This is a genomic window from Affinirhizobium straminoryzae (assembly GCF_007004135.1).
Taxonomy (GTDB): domain Bacteria; phylum Pseudomonadota; class Alphaproteobacteria; order Rhizobiales; family Rhizobiaceae; genus Neorhizobium; species Neorhizobium straminoryzae.
On the sequence record NZ_VJMG01000004.1, the window covers coordinates 1 to 23,707 of the forward strand.

Consider the following 23,707-nt stretch of genomic DNA (forward strand, 5'->3'; position numbering starts at 1 on the left):
CACAACACACTGATTACAAAAGGAAATTCCAAAATCACCCCAAAACCAGACCCAAACAATCCCAAAATACACACACGGCGAAGGGGCTTCTGTGGGCCGGCATCGGATGCTGGAGAAAACGCAAAACGGGGCCGCCCGCATGGGCAGCCCCGAGATTGTTCTGGATAACGCCACGCCGGACAGGACCGGCAAACATGTCCCTGTCAGGCCGCGAGCATGGTGGCGTCGCGCGGGATCTCGACATCGATCTCGAGGATTGAAACGTGTTCGTCACGATCCACCTTGATGCGGACCTTCTCGCTGTCGACCTGCACATGGCGGGCGATGACGGCGAGGATTTCCTCGCGCAACACGGCGACCAGATCGGATCCGGCAGATGCACGTTCATGGGCGAGCAGCACCTGCAGACGCTCGCGCGCCAACGGGGCGGAGACGGGTTTGCGAAACAGCTTGAAGAGGCTCATGCGGCCCTCCGCGTGAAGATCTTGGACAGAAGGCCGCGCTTCTCGCCGGGGATGGACACGGGCAGGGCTTCGCCGGCCAGCCGGCGGGCGGCTTCGAAATAGGCCATGGCGGGCGCTGAACGGGCATCCGCCAGCGTGACCGGCGCGCCGATATTGGAGGCGCGCAGCACATCGGTGCTTTCCGGGATGATGCCGAGCAGCGGGATCGACAGGATCTCCAGGACATCGTCGACCTTCAGCATGTCGCCGCGCTCGGCGCGGGTGGCATCGTAGCGGGTCAGCAGCAGATGCTTTTCCATGCGTTCGCCGCGCTCGGCCTTCAGCGTCTTGGAATCCAGCAGGCCGATGATGCGGTCGGAATCACGAACCGAGGAAACCTCGGGATTGGTGACAACCACGGCCACATCCGCATGACGCATGGCAAGGGTCGCACCCCGTTCAATACCGGCAGGGCTGTCGCAGATCACCCAGTCGAAATAGCGCTTGAGCTCGTTGATGACCTGTTCGACGCCTTCCGGCGTCAGATTGTCCTTGTCGCGCGTCTGGGAGGCCGGCAGCAGGAACAGGGTTTCCAGACGCTTGTCGCGGATCAGCGCCTGCGGCAGCTTGGCATCGCCCTGGATGACGTTGACGAGATCGTAGACGACGCGGCGTTCCGCCCCCATCACCAGATCGAGATTGCGCAGGCCGACGTCGAAATCGACAACGACGACCTTTTCGTTGCGCTGCGCAAGTGCTGCGCCGAGCGCGGCGGTGGAGGTTGTCTTGCCGACCCCGCCCTTGCCTGATGTAACGACGATGACCTTGCCCATCTTGCTCTCCTGTTCTCGCCGGTTCCGGCTCAAATTAGTTTCTCGGCGATGATCGCATCCCCATCCAGCCACAGCTGGACCGGCTGGCCCAACAGCGCGGGGTCGAGATCCTCGGCCATCTTGTAGACGCCGTCGATCGCCACCAGCTCGGCTTCGAGCTTGCGGCAGAAGATGCGGGCGCCGGCATTGCCGACGGCACCCGCCATGGCGCGCCCGCGCAGGGCGCCGTAGATGTGAACCGATCCGCCGGCGATCACCTCGGCACCGGAGGCGACCGAACCGACCACGGTCACATCGCCTTCGGTGAAGACGATCGACTGGCCGGAGCGCACCGGCTCGCGGATCACCAGAGATTGCAGCGTCTGGCGGGGCGCTTCCGTGATGATCGGCTGGGCCGCGGCCGGCTGCGGCGCCTCGAGCGTCGCTTCGCTTTCGGTCACTTCGACATCGGGGGCAGGACGGCCGCCCTTCAGCGCCGGCGGCATGCCTGGACCGATGGCGGAGGGCCTTGCGCCCTCGACGCCCATCACGCTGACATTGCGTTCGCCAAGCGATGCGATCAGATCCTTCAGCTGGATCCGGTCGAGCCCGAGATCCGTCACATCGAGAACGACCGGACGCCCCAGGAAGAAGCCGGCGGACCGCTTCGCCAGATCGTCAAGGCGCGCGAGCCAGTCATCGAGGGGCAGATCCGGCGACAGAACCACCGCCAGAAACGAGCGGCCCTTGATCCGGATGGAGCGAGAATCTGTTAGCACTTCAGTCATCTACGTAAACAAATCGTTGACCATGCCTATCCCCGGCGTGGTTAACAGAGGGTTAACGCTGAAGCATGGGCGAAGCTTGCGTCCTGGCGTAAACAGCCGACAAACATTGTTTTTTTAGGATTTCTGCAGGTTTACCGGCGGCGCGTTTTTCGCGATCAGCCGTTAACGAAATCCCCCGGCGAGGGCACTTCGATCGCTTCGGGTACCGCGGCACAACCCTGCAAGGCGAATCAGATTTTCATGCACGGCAGCGGCCTGCCGCCAAGCCAGGGTGAGAACGGAAAAGGCCCGCGGACCATCCGGACCGCGGGCCTTGCACCTTGCTTGCGCGACGGCGCGATCAGCCGCGCCAGATGGCTACCGCCTGCGGCTTCAGCACGGCCTCACCCTGAACGCGTTCGACGCCAGTTGGGAGGGGCCAGTCTTCGGTGCCATAGTTGAAGGCAAAGACCAGATTGCCGCGACGGCGGATGCGGATGAAGTCCGGTACGGGAAGCGTGTCGAGGCCGGCCTTCTCCGCCACCTGCGTCAGCACGGCGCCAAGCAGCGCCTCATCGGCCCAGCAGGCGAGATAGAGCACGTTACCCTTTTGCGTCAGGGCGGGATCGCCATTGGCGAAGCGCGCCAGCACGTCTGCCGTCGTCTCCAGATATTCCCGCCAGCGAATGCCCGCCCCGGAAACATCGCCCGAAACGCTATCGGACAGACCGGGCCGAAGGCTCGACACCTGCACGACGCGATTGCCGGTGAGATCGGCCAGCGGACCCGGCGGCAGGTTCTGCGGAATGCGGAAATTGCGGTCGCGCGAACCGGTGCGGGCGCCGATGAGCACGGTGCCTTCCGCCTTTTCGAGCGCAGCGCGGGTTGCCTCGTCCACCTCCGTCATGCAGGGTACCACGACCAGCGGATAGCCCTCCAGCGAGGCGCCGGGGCGCACGAAGTCAACGTTCAGTCCGAGGCGGCGCAGACCTTCGTACCAGCGGAAGCACAGCTCCTCGTAGCGGAAGTCGCGGCCCTGCGGCTGGATCATCGTCGTCCAGTAGCTCTGGTAGTCGAAGAGGAGCGCGACCGGCGCCTTGTCCGTCTGCGGCAAGGCGCCGAGTGTCGTCAGCTCCTCCGCCACGGTGCGCGCTTCCAGCCCGCCCGGCGACCATTCATCGAGACCGGCAAGGTTCAGGCCGGCATGCATCTGCTCCTGGGCAAAGGGCGCCTGGCGCCAGCGGAAATAGCTGACGACCTCGGCCCCGTGCGCGAGCGCTTCCCAGGTCCACAGCCGCACCATGCCGGGCTTCGGCACCGGGTTCCACGGCGCCCAGTTCACCGGACCCGGCTGCTGTTCCATCACCCAGAATCGCCCCTTGCCGACGGCGCGGTAGAGATCGTGGTGATAGGAGGCGATGTCTGGATGCGAGGTCTCGGCCCAGCGGTTGCGCTCCGCCTCGGTGAAGGGAAATTTTTCGACGAAGCCGATGGGATAGCTGTCCCAGGAGGCGAGATCGAGATTGTCGGCCACCTGGAAGTGGTCGAAATCGGAGACGAAGCCCATGAAGTTATGGGTGATCCAGCGGCCCGGCGAATGCTTGCGAATGATCTCGCACTGCATACTGTCATAGGCGGCGACCTGATCGGAATGGAAGCGCCAGAAATCGAGACGTGTCGCCGGATTGGGCTCGGTCACCGTCAGGTTGGGCAGCGCCACGTCGTCGAAACTCTGCAGTTCCATCGACCAGAACACCGTACCCCAGGACTCGTTCAGCTGGTCGGTGGACTGGTAGCGCAGCCGCAGCCAGCGCTTGAAGCTCTTCAGATCCTCCGGCCCCCAGGAGAGCGTCGTATCGTGGCAGCCATATTCGTTATCGGTCTGCCAGCCGACGATGCCGGGATGCGCCCCATAGCGCTTCGCGACGATCTCGACGATGCGGGCGCTTTCCTTCCACCAGGTTTGCGAGGAAAAGGTGTAGTGCCGGCGCGAGCCGAAGCCGCGCGGACGGCCCTGCTCGTCATAGGGAACAATGTCGGGGCATTCGTCCACCAGCCATTTCGGCGGCGTGGCGGTCGGGGTGCCGAGCACGATCTTCAGGCCGGCAGCCGTCAGCACGTCGATCGCGCGGTCAAGCCAGTCGAAGGTGAAGCTGTCGCGGCGCGGCTCCAGCCTCGACCAGGCGAATTCGCCGATGCGCACGAAGGAGATGCCGAGTTCGCGCATGCGGCGCGCATCGCTCTCCCAGCGGCTTTCGTCCCAATGTTCCGGGTAATAGCAGACGCCCAGCATTATCGTGTCAGATCCCCATTGATGATGGCGAGCCCCTGTCCATCGAACAGATGGCATGCCTTGGCATTGATGCCGAGCGTCAGCGTCTCGCCCGGCTTTTGCGTGGCAAGGCCATCGGCCTTGACGGCGAGTTCCGACCCATCCGCCAGCGTGACGAAGAAGAGCGTCTCGGAGCCGAGATATTCGGCGAGCTTCACGGTGGCGGTGATCGTCACGTCGCCCTTGCCGCTGGCGTCGATGTGTTCGGGACGCAGGCCGAGCGTCAACTCGCCGGCCGGGACGGCGGCGCCATGGGTCGGCAGCGGAAGATCGGCACCCGGCAGGGCGATGCGGACCGAACCGCCCTCGCCTGCCGTAACATTCACCTTCAGGAAGTTCATCTTCGGCGAGCCGATGAAGCCGGCGACGAAGAGATTGTTCGGGCGATGATAGAGTTCGAGCGGCGAGCCGACCTGTTCGATCTTGCCGGCCGACAGCACGACGATCTTGTCGGCCATGGTCATGGCCTCGACCTGATCATGCGTGACGTAGATCATCGTCGCCTTGAGGTCCTGGTGCAGCTTCGAAAGCTCGGTGCGCATCTGCACGCGCAGCGCCGCATCGAGGTTCGACAGCGGCTCGTCGAACAGGAAGACCTCCGGATTGCGCACGATGGCGCGGCCGATCGCGACACGCTGGCGCTGGCCACCGGAGAGCTGGCCAGGCTTGCGCTGCAGAAGCGCCTCGAGCTGCAGCATCTTCGCCGCTTTTCCGGTGCGCTCGGCAATCAGTTCCTTCGGATGGCCGGTCATCTTGAGGCCGAAGCCGATGTTTTCGGCGACCGTCATGTGCGGATAGAGCGCATAGGACTGGAAGACCATGGCAACACCGCGTTCGGAAGGGCCGACACTGGTCATATCCTTGCCGCCGATGGCAAGCGCCCCGGAGGTGATGTCCTCAAGGCCCGCGATCATCCGCAAAAGGGTGGACTTGCCGCAGCCGGAGGGGCCGACGAAGACGCAGAACTCGCCATCCTTGACCTCGAGATCGACGCCCTTGATGACGCTGAGCGCGCCAAACTGCTTCTTGACATTGCGAAGGCTGACATCAGCCATGGGATTTGCCTCCCTTGAAAGGTGTAAGTTCGAGGAGCATCGCGCTTTCCGGCTTCAGCATCGGCAGCGGCAGGCCGGCGCGGCCGGCGGCGGCGAGCGAGAAGGAGACCTCACCAGCCAGGAGGCGCTTTTGCCCCTCGGAGATGCGGATGAATTCGGGTTCGGCCGGCAGCACGCGCTCGATGGTCCAATCACCACCGAAACGCGTGACGCTATCCGGCAGCCTGAGCGGCGCCGGCTGTTCGCCCACCATCTGCGGTCCCTGCGCGACGATTAGCACGATCTTCTCCGCGCTCGCCGCACCCCAGACATAGCGTCCGTCGACGGGTTCCAACTGGAAATTGGCGCCCGGCGCATGGAAGAGACCGCGCAGCCGCTTGTAGGTCTCGATATAGAGTTTCAGATCGCTGCGCTCATCCTCGGACAGCTCCAGCGGATTCAGCTCGACGCCGAGATGATAGGCAATCGCCACCAGCGCCCGGAAAGCAAGCGTATGGCGTCGGCCGGTCTGGTGGTTCGGCACGGCCGAGATATGGCTGCCGAGGATTTCCGGCGGCACGAAGCGGGAGGCGCCGCGCTGGATTTCCAGTCGCTCCAGCGCATCGGTGCAATCGGAGGTCCAGACACGATGGGTGCGCTTCAGCGCGCCGTAATCGATGCGGCCGCCCCCGGAGGCGCAGCTTTCGATCTCGACCTGGGGATGGGCGGCGCGCACGCGGTCCATCAGCGCATAGACCGCCCGCGTCTGGGTGGCGAACTTGGCCTTGCCGTCCAGACCGCCGGCATGGGTCAGGTCACGGTTCATGTCCCACTTGATGTAGGAGACGGCGTGGTTGGACAGCACCGCATCGATCTTGGCGAAGAGGTAGTCGGACACCTCCGGCCGCGTCAGGTCCAGCACCAGCTGGGTGCGCGATTCAAGGATCGGGCGGCCCTCGATGGAAAGCGCCCAGTCCGGATGCGCCTTGTAGAGTTCGGAGACGGGGTTGACCATTTCCGGCTCGAACCAGATGCCGAACTGCATGCCGAGCCCGGTCACGTGGTCAACGAGCGGCTTCAGGCCCTCGGGATACTTGCGGGCGTCGATATCCCAGTCGCCAAGGCTGGTGGTATCGTCGTCCCGCTTGCCGAACCAGCCATCGTCCAGCACGAAACGCTCGATCCCGAGCTCGGCTGCGGCCGTGGCCTGTGCCTTCAGCGAATCCATCCGGTGATCGAAATAGTTGCCTTCCCAGGTGTTCAGCGTCACCGGGCGGGGCGACATGTGGCCACCCGGCCAGTCGAGCAGTTCGCCGCGTACGAAGGCGTGGAAGGCCGCCGTATCCGGCCCCGCATAGGCAACCGGGCTCTGATAGCTTTGGCCGGCGCCCAGAATCATCTCGCCGGGTTCGAAGAGCTCACCGAGATGGATCAGCCGCTGGCCGTCATCGGTGCGGTCGATGACCATCTGGTGATTCCCGCTGAAACCGAGGGTCACGCCGAAGCGGAGGTCCGCCCCCTCGATGAACAGCATGGGAAAACGGTCATGCGAGGTGCGACCGCGCCGGCTTTCCTGGCTCCAGATGCCGTTGCCGAGCGCATCACGCCGGGTCTGGAACTCACGCCCCCAGATTCCGGTGAAGCTCATCACCTCGACAGCACCCTGGGGCGCCAGGAAGGTGCCAGCCATGCAGCGGTCGAGCTGGTAATCGCTCTCCCCGCGATTGGTGAGCGTTGTGGCCATGGAGAGAAGCCCGCTCGCATGGGCGGTGATCTCGATGGCAAGCTCCAGCTTCGCGACAGGATCGGTGCCAAGGAGCACGGTGCGCGCGTCCTCGCGGCTGATGCGCCAGGCACCAAACTGGGCGACGAAATCGCGGCCCTGCCGGTGACCCGCAATCGCCGGCCAGCCGAAGAAGCCCATGCCGCCGGTCGGCAACAGAACGGCGGAGGGAACGGCAATGTCCATGCCGTTGACCCGGCTGGAGCGCTCGATGTCGAACAGCGGCTCGGCCGAAACGGCGGGCTGTCCGAAACTCAGGATTTCCGGCATGCCGAGATCCGGCAGGCGCAGGCTGAGCGCAAAGGCGCCCGCGCCGATGGTTACGATGTCACTCATCCCTTGGTGGCTCCAAGCGTCAGGCCGGCAATGAAATGCCGCTGCATCAGGAAGAACATGGCGACCGGCGGCAGCGCCGCGACGATCGAACCGGCGGAGACCAGGTGCCATGCGGCAACCCACTGGCCGTTCAGCGAATAGAGGCCGGCGGTTACCGGCATGGCGTGCTGGCCCTGCACCAGCACAGTTGCCCAGAAGTAATCGTTCCAGACGAAGGTGAAGACGAGCACCGAAAGTGCTGCAATCGCCGGGCGCATCAGCGGCAGCACGATGTAGCGGAAGATCCGCCATTCGGAGACGCCCTCGACGCGGGCGGATTCGATCAGCGCAAACGGCAGGCCCTTGATGAAGTTGCGCATGAACAGCGTGCAGAAGCCGGTCTGGAAGGCGACATGGAACAGCACAAGGCCGAGCGTGGTGTCATAGAGCCCGGCCCGCAGCGTCATGTCGCGCACCGGCACCATCAGGATCTGGAAGGGAATGAAATTGCCGGCGACGAAGAGGAAGAACAGGACGAGATTGCCCTTGAACTTGTAGACGGCCAGCGCGAAACCGGTGAGGCAGGACAGTGCCACCGCGCCGATCACCGTCGGAATCGTTACCTTGAACGAATTGAGGATGTAGAGGCCGATCGGCGAGTCGCGGAACACGGCCGTGTAATTCTGGATGCCGTCGAAACCGGAGGGGATGCCGAAATAGTTGCCGGCCGCCAGATCGCTCGCCGGCCGCACCGAGGTCATGGCGACCCCGATCAGCGGCAGCAGCCAGAGGATCAGCGCGATCGGCAGCACCACCTTGTAGGCCGTCTGGACGAAGGGCGAAGCCTTCTCGATGGGTGTGGGGAACATCAGGCGTTCCTTTCCTGGGCGATCATCCGCACGATGAAGAGCGTGATGAAGATCATCATGATGAGGAAGAGCACCACCGCGATCGCCGCGCCATAGCCCATGCGGAAGCCGTATTCCGACAGCGCCTGTTCATACATGAAGTAAGAGAGGACCTGGCTGGAGCCGTAGGGACCGCCGGCGGTCATGATCGACACGAGGTCGAAGGAGCGCAGCGAGCCGATGACGGTGACGACCATGGCGATGAAGGTGGCAGGTGCCAGTTGCGGCAGGATCACGTACCAGAGAAGCTTCAGCCCCTTGGCGCCATCCATGCGAGCGGCCTCGACCTGTTCCGGATTGATGTTGTTGAGGCCCGTCAGGTAGAGGATCATGCAATAGGCCGTCTGCGGCCAGAGACCGGCGACGATGATGCCGTAGGTCACGAAGCGCTCGTCGGCAAGGATCGCGATCTGCTGACCGGTAATCTCCTCGATCAGCTTGGAGAACAGGCCAAAATCGGGCGCATAGAACCAGGTGAACATCAGGCCGACGACGACCTGGCTCAGCACGAAGGGGAAGAAGAACAGCGACTTGTAGAGGCGGATGCCGGGAACCGTCTGGTTGAGGAACAGCGCCACCGCCAGACCGGCCGGAATGGACAGCAGATACAGCACCAGCCAGATGATGTTGTTCTTCAGCGAGGTGTAGAAGGCGTCGTCCTGCAGCAGTTCCGCATAGTTGCCAAGCCCGATCCAGACCTTGGCGCCGAGCCCGTCCCAGTCGTGAAAACTGATCCAGATGGATTCGAAGATCGGCACCAGCACGTAGATGACGAACATCAGCAGGCCCGGCGCAAGGAACAGCCAGGGCGCGAGCTTCTGCTGGTTTTTCTTCCAGAAGCTCGGCTGCGGAGAGACGGCCTGAGTCACGGCAACACCTCGGGAAATTTTCGGAATGGGAAGCACCGGACGCCGGCTCCCCGTGAGGGGAACCCGCATCCGGCGCCGGGGAGGATATCTTACTTGTAGACGCGCTGGCGGACCTTATCGAGGCGGGCCAGGATGGCGTCGACCTTGTCCGGCTTCACCATGAATTCCTGGAAGCCTTCCATGCCGGCCTTGGCCATCTCGGCATTGGCATCGCGGTCATAGAACTGTGCAAGCGCCTGCGCCTTGGAGAGCATCTCGAAGCCCTGCTCGAGGAACACGTCCTTCGGCTTGTCCGCCTTGTTGTTGACCGGCAGCTGGCCAAGCGTCGCATTCATCTTCGACTGGGCGGCCGGCGAGGCAACATAGGCGAGGAACTTCTTCGCATCGTCCTTGTTCTTGGCGCCAGCCGGGATGTGGAAGGTATCCGTCGGAGCCTCTTCCGAAACCGGGAGACCGGCCGTGATCTGCGGGAACTGCAGGAAGCCGATCTGGTCTTCCTTGAGCCCGCCATCCTTCATGGTCGCGACGGCGAAATTGCCCATCAGATACATGGCGGCCTTGCCCTGCACCAGCTGCGGGATCGCATCCTGCCAATCGATGGCGGCGTGGTTCGCGACGAAATAGCCGGGCTTCACCAGTTCGCCCCACTTCTCGAACACAGCCTTCACGCGCGGATCCGTGTAGGGAACCTTGCCGGAGGTCAGCTGCATGTGGAAGTCGTAGCCGTTGACGCGCAGGTCGAGGTAATCGAACCACCCGGCGGTCGGCCAGAGCGCCTTGGTACCGATGGTGAAGGGGGTGATGCCGGCAGCCTTCAGCTTTGCGCAGGCGGCCACCAGTTCGTCCCAGGTCTTGGGCGGGGTGATGCCCTGCTGGGCAAAAATGTCCTTCCGGTAATAGATGCCCCACTGGTAGTAGGTATAGGGCACGCCCCACTTCTTGCCGTCGATGGTCATCGAGGTGGACGCGGACTTCAGCTGATCGTCAAGACCATTGGCAGTCCAGACGTCGGTGACATCGGCAAACAGGTTGGCCTTGACGAAGGGCTCCATGCGATTTCCGGCATACCAGGCAACGACATCCGGCGCATCGGCCGTCAGGAAGTTGCGGATCGCGGACTTGTAGCCCTCGTGGTCGAAATTGTTCCACTTCACCTTGATGTCAGGGTTCGCCTTCTGGAAATCGGCGATCAGCTCTTCCATCGCCTTCTTCGGCACGGGATCGGAGTGGTCGGAATTGATGGTGATCTCACCTGCAAACGCCGCCGAGGAGATGAAGGCGGCAGACAGCGCAAGCCCTTGCAGGCCTTGAATAAAGGTCATGATTTCCTCCCTATGACCGGTATGCAGTCGCGTGGACAATTGAGGGAGCCAAGTCACCGCACAGCCCCGACTGCCGGTGGACGATCTTGAACTCGGCTTGATCATCAAATTCAAATCCGTAATGTTCTACCGAATTTCAGGGGAAGTTTTCCGGAATCCTAAGACATGAACCTGCAGTCCCTTCACATTCAGGATGAATCCGTGCCCGTTCATCCCGATCACGACCCGCGCCATCCGCTGGTCATCTTCGGCGATCACCGGTTTTGCGCCGGCGCGCAACTGGAGGTGCAGAAGATGGCGGGGCCACACATGCACAGCCAGATCGAGCTGAACTTCGTGCTGTCGGGACGCATGACGTACTGGTTTGATGGCCGCGCGCTGACGGTGGACGAGAACCGCCTCTGCCTGTTTTGGGGAATGATCCCGCACCAGGTGATCGACCGGGCGGAAGGCACGCGCTTCGTCTGTCTTTACGTGCCGATGTCGGTGTTTCTGGGCTTTGCAAGCCTCAGCCGCTTCCGCGACGCGGTATTCCGCGGCGCCGTCATCGAGGCGCTCGACATCCGGCCCTGGGACCGCGAGGTGTTTCTGCGCTGGCGCGACGAACTGCTGTCTGGCGATCCGGAAGTGATGGAGATCGTGCGTTCGGAACTGACCGCCCGCGTCATGCGCATCGAGCGCGAGGGCTGGCGTGACCTGCGCGAACAGGGTGCCGCGATCCCCACCTCCGGCCAGCGCGACGCGGACTGGGTGCTGCATGTGGAAAACATGCTGCGCTTCATCGGCGAAGGCGCGCTCAGCGATATTTCCGCGGAAGATGTCGGGCGCGCCGCCGGCCTGCATCCGAACTATGCCATGACGCTGTTTCGCAAGGCCGTCGGCATGACGATCAACCAGGCGATCATCCGCCACCGGCTGGATACGGCGCAATCGCTGCTGATCGCCACCGACCTGCCGATCACCGAAGTGGCCTACGAATCCGGCTTCGGTTCGCTGTCCACCTTCTACGAGGCTTTCCAGCGGCGCTTCAAGGAAAAGCCCGTGCAGTACCGCCGCCGCATGCGGCCGGCCCTTGCCGCGACCGGCTGAGCCTTCCATCAACGTCGTGAATCGGTCGGTACGGACCGATTCAAATCTCTCGTTGGACAGGACAAGCGCCCCGCCCGATGCTCAGGGTCATGGGAACGCACCTCTACCAGATCTACATCGAGCGCATCGATCCGCAGCAAAACATGGCGCGCTACTATTCGCTTGCCATTGCTCCGACGCTGTTCGGCGATCTCTCGCTGATCCGATGCTGGGGCCGTATCGGTACCGGCGGCCAGACGCGGGTGCATCTGTTTGCCCGCGAGGAAGATGCCGTCAGACTGTTTCTGCGACTGCTGGCAAGCAAGCGGCGGCGCGGCTATCGCCCCCGCCCGCCGCACGCACGAGCGCACTGACATCCTGAGCGAAAGCTCCCCAAGGCAGGGCCTCAGCCGATAGTACTGCCCCGGCCTCCTGCCAAAACAGGCCGGATCGGTTCGGTTGCGCCCTCCTCCCCGACACACTCAAAAGCATAACAAAAGTCGATCGCCGGCGCGAAAGCGCCTGGACATATGCGGCCTTATCCGCATCATTTTGCAACGAGTTATATAAGATCTTCAAATAATTAAACATTCCTTAACCATCACGTTCGTTATCTGTGAGCGTTTGGTAAAGCTTCATGATTCGAAGCGCCCGTGGATGAGTTTCGGGGAAACGATGTGACGAAGGCAGTCTCTTTCAACTGCGCAGGTGCCGTGGCCGTGGCCGCGTGCGCCCTTCTGGCGGGATGCCAGACGAGCGGTGAGATCGCGGCACCACGCGCACCAGCACTCGTTCAACGGGAATCTGCACTCATCATGCCACCACCTGGCTCATTCGCCATGGTTGGCGTGGTTCAGCAGGATTACAGCAACGGGCTGGAACAGACGGTCTGGCTGACGACCTCCTCCTCGGTGACGGGACAGAACTACCTGAAGGTCCGCTACACCGGCGGCATCAGCAAGGCAGGCCGCCCCAGCATGGACTACAGCCCGATCACGCCGCAGACGCTGCGCCGCGAGATGATCGTGGCAGCCCCCGGCGTCCGGCTGGCCGCCAACACCAATTTCCTGCGCAATGCCTATGGCCCGATCGGCTATGCCAGCGGCCGCAGCAGTTCAGGCGATACCTGCCTTTACGGCTGGCAGCAGATCCGTTCGCGCGCCGCGCCAAGCGGGATAGGGCGCGATTTCGGCATGATCCAGGTTCGCGCACGCCTGTGCGATCATACCGCGAGCGAACGAGATCTGCTACACGTCATGTATGGGTACACCGTGACGGGGACCTTTCCGGGAGAAATCTGGAACCCCTATGGTTCGGCAGAGCCGGTATCGCCGCTGATGGCCTATGCCGGACGCCAGGTGCTGCCTCCGGACCCCGTGGTCCCCGCCACCTACGCCTTCGGCGTCAACACGTCGATGGAACGGGCAATCGCAAGACAGCCGGCCATGGCTGCGACCACGGCCACGGTCCGCACCACACCAAGAAAGACACCGGCCGCTGTTACGGAACCGCAGCGGCCGGAGATAACAATTCCCCTGCCGGATGCGCTGACCGGATCTTCCACCGGGACCACCGGCAAGGCCGACACGAAGGCCGGCCCTGCGGAGACGCAACCTTCCGCGCGGCCGAATGCGGCACAAGCGCCCCTGCCGCTCCTGCCCATGCCGGATTGCCTGGCATCAGAGCCCGGCGGCACCGGCTGCTCTGCAAGGCAGTGATGACATGCCACGATCGCGTATCTCGTTTCCAAGGGACAGCATGGACATGGCCCGCAATGTCGCCTTCTGGGCGTTCTCATCAGCCCTCGTGATTGCCGTGCTGACTCTGCCGGTCAGCATGCAGACGCAGCTTGTCCTCAGCTTCACCATTATCGTGCTGATCACGGTGCTGAAGATCACCGCACCGGAGGGCAAATGGCGACTGGTGACGCTGGCACTCGGCACCTCGATCGTCATCCGCTACGTCTTCTGGCGCACGACGGAAACCATTCCGCCGATCAGCCAGCTGGAAAACTTCATCCCGGGCTTCCTCGTCTATCTCGCGGAAATGTACAGCGTGATGATGCTCGGCCTCAGCCTGTTCATCGTGGCCCTGCCGCTGCCCACCCGGCCCGAGCACACGCTCGATCGCAAGGCGCTGCCGCATGTCGATGTCTTCGTTCCCTCCTACAACGAGGACCACGACCTGCTGGCCAATACGCTGGCAGCAGCAAAGGCTTTGGATTACCCCGAAGACAAGCTGCAGATCTGGCTGCTCGACGATGGAGGCACCCAGCAGAAGCAGCATTCGCACGACGTTCGCGAAGCGGAAACGGCGATCGCCCGCTCGCGGGCGCTCAGCCAGCTGTGCGAACTGCTTGAGGTCAACTATCTGACGCGCGAGCGCAACGAGCATGCCAAGGCCGGTAACCTGAACAACGGGCTTGCCCATTCCACGGGCGAACTGATTGCCGTCTTCGATGCAGACCATGCGCCTGCGCGAAACTTCCTGCTGGAGACGGTCGGGCATTTCCAGGACGATCCGAAGCTCTTCCTCGTCCAGACCCCGCATTTCTTCATCAATCCGGATCCGCTGGAACGCAACCTCCAGACCTTCGAGAGAATGCCGAGCGAAAACGAAATGTTCTACGGCATCATCCAGAAGGGCCTCGACCGCTGGAATGCAGCCTTCTTCTGCGGCTCGGCTGCCGTGCTGCGGCGCACGGCCCTGCAGGAATCCAACGGCTTCAACGGCGTCAGCATCACCGAGGACTGCGAGACGGCAATCGTCCTGCACAGCGCCGGCTGGAACAGCATCTATGTCGACAAGCCGCTGATCGCCGGCCTGCAGCCGGCGACCTTTGCAAGCTTCATCGCGCAGCGCAGCCGCTGGGCACAGGGCATGATGCAGATCCTGCGCTTCAAGGCCCCGCTGCTCAGGCGCGGCCTCTCGCTGCCGCAGCGACTGTGCTACATGTCGTCCACGCTGTTCTGGCTGTTCCCCTTCACCCGCATCACCTTCCTGCTGGCGCCGCTGGCCTATCTGTTCTTCGGGCTTGAGATCTTCACCTCGTCGGGGGGAGAGTTCCTGGCCTATACCAGCGCCTACATGCTCGTGAACATGATGCTGCAGAACTATCTCTACGGGTCGTTCCGCTGGCCCTGGATCTCGGAACTCTACGAGTACATCCAGACGGTCCACCTTCTGCCGGCGGTGGTTTCGGTGATGCTCAACCCGCGCAAGCCGACCTTCAAGGTCACGGCAAAGGACGAGACGGTCTCCTCTGACCACGTCTCCGAACTCGGTCGTCCCTTCTTCATCATCTTTGCCGTGCTGGTGGCAGCCTTCCTCGTCACCATCTACCGGATCTATACGGAGCCCTACAATGCGGACGTGATCCTGGTTGTGGGCGGCTGGAACCTGCTCAACATCATCATTGCCGGCTGTGCGCTGGGGGTGGTGTCAGAGCGTCGCGATCGCGCCTCCTCGCGCAGGTTCCGGGTGCGGCGGCGCTGCGAACTCGGCTTCGAGGGCCAGTGGTATCCTGCCTCCATCGAGGACGTGTCCGTCGGCGGCATGCGCCTGCAGGCCTATGGCAAGGATCTTGGCACGCTCACGCACGACAGTGCGGTGGAAATCCGTTTCAAGCCGCATGGCGGCGAGGACATGGCGCACCTGTCGCTTCTGGTGCGCACCGCCCAGTCGAGCGGCGAAATGGCAACGCTCGGCTGCAAGTACATGCCGGCCAATGCCCGCGACCACCGCTGGATCGCCGACCTTATCTTTGCCAATTCCTCGCAATGGGAGCAGTTCCAGCGTGGGCGACGCAAGAACCCGGGCCTGTTGCGCGGCAGCATCTGGTTCCTGGGGCTCGCGCTCTACCAGACCAGCCGCGGCCTTAGCTATTTCATCCGCAGCATCAGCGGGAGGCCGGCATGACCAGGTCCTCCTGCACGGCGCTGCCGCTGCTGATGAGCATGGCAGCACTCATCACCCCGGCCATCGGCCAGGAAATTGCCCCCTTCGACATGTCGCCGGAGCGCTCCACGCTGACGGCGCCAGCGCCTTCAGTGACGGTTCCGCAGATCCCGGCGCGCAAGGTGCCCGTCCAGCAGCAGCCAGCGGCAACGCCTGCGGCACCACCGCAGGCTCCCGCATCCGCGACACCGGCCCGCACCGCGACGCCCCCCACGGCGCAGGCCGCAACACCGGCGACGCCGTCTCCGGCACAGGCACCACCGCAGCCGGTCCAGCGTATCCCCGCCCCCTCCGGCCCCGCACGCCCGGAAACACCGCGCACGACACCAGTCGCGGAACAGAAAGCGGAACAGAAACCTGCCGCGGCGGCGGAGGTCTCGGAAAAGGGACGGCGGCGCTATCTGGTGCCGATGCATCGTCTGGTGCTGGACGGAGAATATGCGGAACGCAACTGGTCGATCTATCTGGAAGACGACGAGGCATCCGGACAGACCGAGCTGCAGCTCACCTTCCAGAACGCCGTGGTCGTGGCACCCGAAGCCTCCGCGCTCAAGGTGTTCATCAATGGCAATCTGCTGGTCGACGAGGCGATCGGCGCAGCCGATGCGCCACGTACCGTGCGCGTCCACATACCGCCCGGGCTGCTGCAGGCCGGCACGAACCGCGTCCGGCTCCTCGCGACGCAGCGGCATCGCACCGATTGCGACCTGCGCTCGACCTATGATCTGTGGACGGAAATCGACCCAAGCGAAACCTTCCTCGTTCTCAACAGCGAAAGACAGACGCCCGATTCGCTTCAGGAAACCGTGCGGGCCATCGGCGTTGACGGGGAAGGTCGTTCGGAGTTCCAGGTCCTGATGCCGGCGCTTGGCCAGACAAGCGCGGCAACGACGGTGATCCAGCTGTCGGAGGGCCTCTCGCTGATGGCCGCAATGCCGAACCTCTCCTTCCGGTTTTCGCCCACCAATGTTCCAGCCCCGGGACGCGGCCAGCTTGGCCTCATCATCGGCACCTGGAGCGAACTGCAGCCGCTCTATCCGCAGATCCCCGAATCCGCCCGGCAGGCCGCGATTGCAACCATCCTGCCCGGACACGGCGAGGCCGGCGAAACCCTTCTCGTCACGGGCCCGACCTGGGACAGCATCCGCGGCGCGGTCGATACCATCATCGGCACCGTCGAACGCCGCGACGGCACCGGCCAGGAAAGCATGACGACGCAGCGCTGGATTGCACCCGATCCGCTGATGATGCTGGGGGGCGAAAACATTCCGCTCTCGCAGTTCGGCGTGCAGACCGTGGAATTCAGCGGCCGGCGCCTGCGCACCGCCTTCTCGATTGCTATTCCCTCCGATTTCTATGCCAATGCCTATGGCGAGGCGACGCTGCTGCTCGATGCCGCCTATACCGACGAGGTGCTGCCCGGCAGCCATATCGACGTCTATGTGAACGACAACATCGCCTCCACGCTGCCGATCAAGGCAACCGACGGCGGCATCTTCAACCAGCTGCCGATCAAGGTCCCCTTGCGCCACATCCAGCCGGGCCACAACCGGATCCGGGTGGAGGTGATGCTCGATACGGCCACCGATGCCGTCTGCCTGCCGGGAACGCCGGCCGCCAACAAGCCGCGCTTTGCCATCTTCGACAGTTCACGCTGGGTGATGCCGCACTTTGCCCGTCTGGGACAGATCCCCAATCTTTCGGCGCTGAGGGGGACCGTACCCTTCGGCGAAACGACGACACCGCTCATTCTCTCCGTCGATCGTCTGGAGCCGGACACGCTGAGCGCCGCCACGACCCTGCTCGGCAAGCGCGCAATGGCCGATGGACGCACGAGCCGCATCGAGATCGGGACCACCTCGCAACCGACGGCCGAGCGCGAGACGCTGTTCGTCGGAACGGTCTCGCAGATCCCGCCGAAGCTGCTGACGCAGTTCGGCATCGATCCGGTCGCAATCACCACCTGGCATCCGCAGGTGGGCGGCATTTCCACACCCAAGGAGGACACCCCCGCCAGCATGAGCAAATGGCGCTCACAGGTAAGCGGATCCCTGTTCGGTGACAGGCTTGCCGCCCTCGAGCGGTGGCTGCGCCGCAGCTTCGATCTATCGCTTGAATCCTTCGACATCCTGCACCGGCGCGTCGGGCTGATGGAGCCGAGCGTCCACGACACCGTCCTCATCAGCCAGACGCTGAGCCCCGGCGGCGGCGCCCGCTGGACAGCAGCCATCGCCTCGACCTCCACCGACCTGCGCGACGGCGTGGTCGGACTGACGGAACAGGAGAAGTGGCGCTATCTGGCAGGTCGACAGACGGTCTATCGGGCCAAGACCGACGAAGTGATCGTACGCCCGGCCACGGATGTGAAGTTCACCCAGACGCTTCCCTTTTCGCTGGCAAATATGCGTCTGATTGCTACCAATTGGTTGTCCAGCAATATTCTAATATATGCTATTGTGGTTGTCGTCCTCTGCGCGATTCTGGGTGTGGCGACAACCCTTATGCTCTCGAAAATGGGACGCCGTACGTGAAGCCTTGGCTGTCGATCATCATGACACTCGTTATCCTCGTGCAGGCGTCGTTGGCCCATGCCGACGCCTCGATCAATGAGGAGGAGTGGATGCAGTACAAGACACGGTTCCTGGATCGCGGCGGCCGGATCATCGACAATGGCAATCATGGCATCAGCCACAGCGAAGGCCAGGGTTACGGCCTGCTGCTCGCCTATCTCGCGGACAACCGTTCGGATTTCGAACTCATCTGGCACTTCACGCGCACCGAGCTTCTGCTGCGTGACGACGGGCTGGCGGCCTGGAAATGGGATCCGGAGGCGCGCCCGCACGTGACCGACATCAACAGCGCCACCGACGGCGACATGCTGATCGCCTATGCGCTTGCGCTTGCCGGCGCGTCCTGGAACAACAAGGAATATGTGGCCGCAGCCACGCGGATCGCCAAGGCAATCCTCCAGGAAGCGGTTGTCAAGCATGCGGGTCGCACCATTCTTCTGCCGGGCGCCAACGGTTTTTCCGCCAGGGACCGCGAGGACGGGCCGATCATCAATCCGTCCTACTGGATCTTCGAAGCCTTTCCGGTGATGAATGCGCTCGCACCGTCCGATGCCTGGGAGCTTCTGACCACCGACGGGCTTTACTTCATGAAGTCGCTGCAGTTCGGACCGGCCAAGCTTCCGGCAGAATGGGTAAGCCTGCGCACTGCGCCCCGCCCCGCCCCCGGCTTTGAACGCATCTTCGGCTACAACTCCGTCCGCATTCCCCTCTATCTCGCCCGCTCCGGCGTTGCCGAAGCCTCGATGCTCGGCCGCCTGCGGCAGTCGCTTGCCTCGGATGACCAGCCAATGGCAACCGTCGACCTCACCACCGGCAAGCGGCTGCAACCGCTGACGGACAAGGGTTACATGATCATCCTCAGCCTGCTCGACTGCCTGACGGATGGAACGAAGGTGCCGGAAACCCTGCAGCAGTTCCAGCCGAATCTCTATTTTCCGGCAACCCTGCAACTGCTGGCGCTGTCCTTCCTGCGTGAGGAGCATGCGGCATGTCTATGACGCACAGGAAGGCGGCGCTCGCCGCTGTGCCGCTTGCCATCGGCCTTCTCGCCGCCGTGCCGGATCTTTCCGCCGCGCAGGACACCCATGCGGGATCGGCGCCTCTGCTCTCGCTTGAGCGACAGGGCAGGCTCCGCGCGATCGATGACGCCGTCGCCAACGACGCACGCAGCGCGACCGGCAGCCGTGTGGCGCAGGTCCGCACGGTGCAGGATACGCCCACCACCCAGCCACAGCCGGTCGCAGCCCCGAGCGGCGAACCCGATCTCAGCGCCTTGCGTTACTTCGCAAGCCGCGGCGATACCGCGCGCCTGCAGGCCGAGATCGCACGCCTTCGCGCCCTTTATCCGAACTGGACGCCGCCGGCCGATCCTCTGGCCGTCCCGCAGAATGTCGACCGGCAACTGGAGCAACTCTGGCAGTTCTATTCCGAGGGGCGCTATGCCGAGGTAAGGGCTGCGATCACCGACCGGCAGACCCGTGAGCCGGGCTGGACGCCGCCAGCCGATCTTCTGAACCGCCTGGCGCTTGGGGAAGCACGCACGCGCCTCATCAATGCCTCGGACCAGAAGCAGTATGCGACCGTCATCGAACTGGGTGCCAGCAATCCGAACCTGCTCAACTGCAGCGATGTCGACGTGCTCTGGCGGATTGCCGAATCCTTCGTGCGCACCGAGCGCAGGCAGCGCGGCGTCGATGCCTATCGCTACATCCTGCAGCATTGCGACAATCCGCAGGAACGGCTGGCGACCGCACAGAAGGCGCTCGATCTGCTGCCGCTGGCGGATGTGAAGCCGCTTCTCGCCCTTGAGCGGACCCTGCCTGACGGACAGCCGGAATTTGCCTCGTTGCGTGACGGACTGGCACGGCGCGCCGTTGCGGAAGCCAACAAGGCGAAGCGAACGGACGTCGACCCGGCCGATGTCGACCGGCTGGAGGCGCTGGCCACAAGCGGGAATGATGTCGCCGACATGCTGCTGCTCGGCTGGTACCTGAGGGGCAAGGGCGATCTCGACCGTGCCGAGCCCTGGTTTCGCAAGGCAATCGACCGCGAACCTTCGGCCTCGGCGGCGCAGGGGCTGGCCCTCATTCTGGTTGCCCGCGGCAGGCCCGGCGAGGCCGAGGCCGTGATATTCCCCTGGCGCGCCGATTCGGACGATGCCCAGGCGACCTATCTGGCCTCCGCCACGAATTTCCTTGCGTTGACGCCCGCACCCGTCATTGCGCCTGAAATCCTGACACGGATGGCGAGCGAAATCCTCAATGCCAAATACGTGGCCGGCGCGCAGCAGCTTGGCTGGTATGCGCAAGCCTTCAAGCAGCCGCAGGTGGCGGCGCGCTGGTTCGAAACGGCCCTGCGATGGGATCCGCAAGACGAGCCCTCCGCCTATGGCCTTCTGATCGCACGGGACTCGCTCAATGATCGCCCGGGCGTTGCGGAGATCCAGCGCAACTGGGTAGACAAGTCGCCGCGCATTGCCGCCTACTTCGAAGGTGTGGCCACCGCGACCGTACCGCGGGAGCCCCGCACGGCTAGAGCCCCGGCACCTGTTGAAAGGGTCGAACGGGAGGAAGCGACCCGCCAGCCCATGCCGCCAAGGCCCGCGAGCCCGACGGTGCGGACGGCTTCGGAACCACGCAGACCCGCGCGCCAGTCGGCCTGCCAGGCAACCGCCATCAATGCTGCACCCGCCACGGCGCAGCAGCAACTGATGCAGGGCTGGTGCCTGATGGATCTTCAGCGTCCGCTTGAAGCGGCAGAGGCCTTCGAGGCAGCCCTGAAGAGCCCGACTGTCGCCATTCGTGAAGATGCCGCCTACGGCCAGTCGCTTGCCTACCTCCGGCTCGGCCTGACCGACAGCGCCGCCGTCGCCGCGACAAAATCACCATTGCGGCCAGCGCGTGCCGCCGAACTGCAGGTGGCCATCCTGGCAAATCGGGCGCTTGCGGCATTCTCGGCCCAGCGCTACCGGGAAACGCTGATCTATCTTGACCAGCGAGCAGCGCTGAAGGCCGAAACGACGGACCTGATGATCCTGCGTGCCAATGCCTATCGCGCGCTGGGGGATACGGCGAGTGCCCTGCAGATCTTCCGCGTGCTGGCGGAGGTCGGCAACGGGGATGCCATGAAGGGTGTCGAGGAAATTCGATCGATGGACGATCACAACGGCTGACAAGCCGCTGTCAGCGTCCCAGCAGCAGCCCGGCGAAACCGCCTCTCTCTCGTCTCAACCGATGTTTGCAGCAATTCCCGCAAAAGCGGGAACCAGTTTTGCGTCCGGAATTGCCTCACAACAAAAGGATAACGCGTTTCGGGCGATCCTGTTTTCGCCGGCAACGCTCCATTTGGTGCCGTTGCCGCCATGATCCGCGCGCCAGCACGTGTCGCACGCCGTGGCGGATTCATATATGTCTTATATGTCCTAGAGAATACCGCCGGACAGCAGGAAATAGACCACAAAAGCGCCTACCACGACGAGCAGACCGATCTTCTCGTAATTCGGGGATGCGTTCATCAAGCTTCACACTTTCAATGCCTGCGGCATGTTCATTTCCAGTCACTTCTATAGTCAGTTTATCAAATAGTAAGCAAGAAGGTTCTTAACTCAAAGTTTAAACAGCTATGCGGCATAACGTAGGCAAAAGACGACATATTCTCAGAATAACATCGTCAAAATGAGTAAAGTCACTCAGAAGTGAGGGGTTATTGCGTCTCTCTTGCGGAGGTTATTGACATCATCACAAGGCGGACGACCTGCAACCATGAAGAGTTTCGACATAAGCAAAATATAATTTTCGCAATAATTAATGTAGATACCGCACATGAGTGTGCAACCTGAACGGGGAAGAGAGCCGGCGCTCATGGCAAGCGGATCACGCAGCGGGATACAGATCGAGGGGGGCTGGCGCAGGCTTGAACTGCCCATCCGGCAGACAAATGAAACGGGAAAAGCCTGCCGCCGCCGCGTCAGGCCTAGTTCCCCATCGGATGAAGGTCAGGCCACGGCCGCGAATCGCTCGGTCAGATAGGCGTCCAGATCAGCGGCCTGCTCCCGGCTCAGGAACAGACCCTGCTTGGTGCGACGCCACAGGATATCCTCGGCGCTCACCGCCCATTCCTTCTCGATTAGCCAGGACACTTCCGCCTCATAGAGCGTACCGCCGAAGTGGCGGCCGAGATCATCCGCCTTGCACACCCGGCCAAGAACGGCGCGGGCATCGCTGCCGTAGCAGCGGATCAGACGTTCCGCATGGCGCCGGTCGAGGAAGGGTGCCCAGGCCACAAGGCTGTCGACCATCTCCTTCACCTCGGTCACGGCAAAATCGCCGCCGGGCAGATGGCTGCCGGCCGTCCAGGGCTGGCCCTTGGCGCCGATCGCCTCGCCGATCTTCTCCAGCGCATGCTCGGCCAGACGACGATAGGTGGTGAGCTTGCCGCCGAACACGTTGAGCAGCGGCGCGGCACCATCCGGCGATTCCACCTTCAGCACGTAATCGCGCGTCGCTTCCTGCGCCTTGGAGGCACCATCGTCGAACAGCGGACGCACCGCCGAATAGCTCCAGACGATGTCGTCCGGCCGCATCGGCTCCTTGAAATATTCGCTCGCCGCATTGCAGAGATAATCGACTTCCTGCTGGGTGATGCGCACGTCCTTCGGGTCTTCCTTGAAGTCCCGGTCGGTGGTGCCGATCAGCGTGAAATCGCCTTCGTAGGGGATGGCGAAGATGATGCGGTTGTCCGGGTTCTGGAAGAAATAGGCCCTGGAATGGTTGAACTTCTTGCGCACGATGATGTGGCTGCCCTGCACGAGGCGGACATTGTGCGCATTGTTGCGACCCATGGCGCCGGCCAGCACCTGATCCACCCAGGGACCGGCGGCATTCACCACCATGCGGGCGCGATGGGTTTCGAGGCGGCCATCCTGCTGGGCGCGTGTGTTGATTTCCCACACGCCGCCTTCGCGCTTGGCGGACACCACCTTGCGGCGGCTGAGGATCGTTGCGCCGCGCTGCTCGGCATCGCGGGCGTTCAGCACCACCATGCGCGCATCATCCACCCAGCCATCGGAATATTCGAAAGCCCGGCGAAATTCCGGCTTCAGCGAGTGCCCAGCCTCGTCACGCATCAGGTTCAGCGTCTTCGTGGCCGGCAGCAGCTTGCGCCCCCCGAGATTGTCGTAAAGGAACAGGCCAAGCCGCACCAGCCAGGCGGGACGAACGCCGCCCTTCTGGATCGGCAGCACGAAGCGCAGCGGCCAGATGACATGCGGCGCCATGGCCCACAGCACCTCACGCTCCATCAGCGCCTCGCGCACCAGACGGAACTCGTAGTATTCCAGGTACCGCAGGCCGCCATGGATGAGCTTCGTCGCGCCGGACGAGGTGCCGGAAGCAAAATCGTTCATTTCCGCCAGGGCAACCCGATAGCCGCGCCCTGCCGCATCACGCGCGATGCCGCAGCCGTTGATACCACCGCCAATAACGAAAAGATCAAATACGGGGGCGTCGGACATCGGCTTCTCCTGGGC

The 23,707-nt window shown here is 63.2% G+C and carries 17 protein-coding genes; 7 read left to right on the forward strand and 10 right to left on the reverse strand.

Features of this window, described 5'->3' with window-relative positions; all coding sequences use genetic code 11:
- Window positions 1–203 precede the first annotated feature (203 nt).
- The 9 genes from minE to FNA46_RS01175 form a co-directional block, all read right to left on the reverse strand.
- On the reverse strand, window positions 204–464 hold the full coding sequence (gene minE / locus FNA46_RS01135; RefSeq protein WP_142880501.1) for a cell division topological specificity factor MinE: 261 nt from the start codon (window positions 462–464) through the stop codon (window positions 204–206).
- Window positions 461–1,276 carry a septum site-determining protein MinD gene (gene minD / locus FNA46_RS01140; protein ID WP_142880502.1) on the reverse strand — a complete coding sequence of 272 codons (816 nt, stop codon included), beginning with the start codon at window positions 1,274–1,276 and terminating at the stop codon, window positions 461–463. Before minD ends, minE begins: the two co-directional genes overlap by 4 nt.
- Before the next feature lie 29 nt (window positions 1,277–1,305).
- Window positions 1,306–2,043 carry a septum site-determining protein MinC gene (gene minC / locus FNA46_RS01145; protein WP_142880503.1) on the reverse strand — a complete coding sequence of 246 codons (738 nt, stop codon included), beginning with the start codon at window positions 2,041–2,043 and terminating at the stop codon, window positions 1,306–1,308.
- Window positions 2,044–2,383: 340 nt separating this feature from the next.
- Entirely contained in the window at window positions 2,384–4,315 is a 1,932-nt protein-coding gene (locus FNA46_RS01150) for a beta-galactosidase (RefSeq protein WP_142880504.1), read from the reverse strand.
- Window positions 4,315–5,409 carry an ABC transporter ATP-binding protein gene (locus tag FNA46_RS01155; protein ID WP_142880505.1) on the reverse strand — a complete coding sequence of 365 codons (1,095 nt, stop codon included), beginning with the start codon at window positions 5,407–5,409 and terminating at the stop codon, window positions 4,315–4,317. Before FNA46_RS01155 ends, FNA46_RS01150 begins: the two co-directional genes overlap by 1 nt.
- Window positions 5,402–7,507: an alpha-galactosidase gene (locus FNA46_RS01160; protein ID WP_142880506.1), complete on the reverse strand. Its 2,106-nt coding sequence runs from the start codon at window positions 7,505–7,507 to the stop codon at window positions 5,402–5,404. Before FNA46_RS01160 ends, FNA46_RS01155 begins: the two co-directional genes overlap by 8 nt.
- The gene (locus FNA46_RS01165) at window positions 7,504–8,355 is read right to left on the reverse strand and encodes a carbohydrate ABC transporter permease (RefSeq protein WP_142880507.1); all 852 of its coding nucleotides are present in this window, start codon (window positions 8,353–8,355) and stop codon (window positions 7,504–7,506) included. The genes FNA46_RS01160 and FNA46_RS01165 overlap by 4 nt, the downstream gene beginning before the upstream one ends.
- Complete coding sequence (locus tag FNA46_RS01170) at window positions 8,355–9,263, reverse strand: carbohydrate ABC transporter permease (protein WP_142880508.1); 909 nt, start codon at window positions 9,261–9,263, stop codon at window positions 8,355–8,357. Before FNA46_RS01170 ends, FNA46_RS01165 begins: the two co-directional genes overlap by 1 nt.
- 89 nt (window positions 9,264–9,352) lie before the next feature.
- On the reverse strand, window positions 9,353–10,585 hold the full coding sequence (locus tag FNA46_RS01175; protein ID WP_142880509.1) for an ABC transporter substrate-binding protein: 1,233 nt from the start codon (window positions 10,583–10,585) through the stop codon (window positions 9,353–9,355).
- A 165-nt stretch (window positions 10,586–10,750) separates the two neighbouring features.
- Between FNA46_RS01175 and FNA46_RS01180 the strand changes: the two genes are divergently transcribed.
- The 7 genes from FNA46_RS01180 to FNA46_RS01210 all read left to right on the forward strand — a co-directional run bounded on the left by FNA46_RS01180 (window position 10,751) and on the right by FNA46_RS01210 (window position 21,352).
- Window positions 10,751–11,674 carry a helix-turn-helix domain-containing protein gene (locus tag FNA46_RS01180; protein WP_142880510.1) on the forward strand — a complete coding sequence of 308 codons (924 nt, stop codon included), beginning with the start codon at window positions 10,751–10,753 and terminating at the stop codon, window positions 11,672–11,674.
- A 77-nt stretch (window positions 11,675–11,751) separates the two neighbouring features.
- Window positions 11,752–12,027: a WGR domain-containing protein gene (locus FNA46_RS01185; protein ID WP_425468650.1), complete on the forward strand. Its 276-nt coding sequence runs from the start codon at window positions 11,752–11,754 to the stop codon at window positions 12,025–12,027.
- A gap of 441 nt (window positions 12,028–12,468) precedes the next feature.
- Window positions 12,469–13,371, forward strand: a complete 903-nt coding sequence (gene bcsN, locus FNA46_RS01190) for a cellulose biosynthesis protein BcsN (RefSeq protein WP_142880512.1) — start codon at window positions 12,469–12,471, stop codon at window positions 13,369–13,371.
- A gap of 40 nt (window positions 13,372–13,411) precedes the next feature.
- A complete protein-coding gene (bcsA, locus tag FNA46_RS01195; protein WP_142880513.1) occupies window positions 13,412–15,571 on the forward strand; it encodes a UDP-forming cellulose synthase catalytic subunit in 2,160 nt (719 codons plus the stop codon).
- Window positions 15,568–18,141, forward strand: a complete 2,574-nt coding sequence (locus FNA46_RS01200) for a cellulose biosynthesis cyclic di-GMP-binding regulatory protein BcsB (protein WP_142880514.1) — start codon at window positions 15,568–15,570, stop codon at window positions 18,139–18,141. Before bcsA ends, FNA46_RS01200 begins: the two co-directional genes overlap by 4 nt.
- The gene (locus FNA46_RS01205; protein ID WP_425468651.1) at window positions 18,138–19,178 is read left to right on the forward strand and encodes a family 8 glycosyl hydrolase; all 1,041 of its coding nucleotides are present in this window, start codon (window positions 18,138–18,140) and stop codon (window positions 19,176–19,178) included. The genes FNA46_RS01200 and FNA46_RS01205 overlap by 4 nt, the downstream gene beginning before the upstream one ends.
- Window positions 19,169–21,352: a tetratricopeptide repeat protein gene (locus FNA46_RS01210; RefSeq protein ID WP_142880515.1), complete on the forward strand. Its 2,184-nt coding sequence runs from the start codon at window positions 19,169–19,171 to the stop codon at window positions 21,350–21,352. The genes FNA46_RS01205 and FNA46_RS01210 overlap by 10 nt, the downstream gene beginning before the upstream one ends.
- 822 nt (window positions 21,353–22,174) lie before the next feature.
- On the opposite strand, the gene glpD is transcribed toward FNA46_RS01210, so the two are convergent.
- Complete coding sequence (gene glpD, locus FNA46_RS01215; protein ID WP_142880516.1) at window positions 22,175–23,692, reverse strand: glycerol-3-phosphate dehydrogenase; 1,518 nt, start codon at window positions 23,690–23,692, stop codon at window positions 22,175–22,177.
- Window positions 23,693–23,707: the final 15 nt, after the last annotated feature.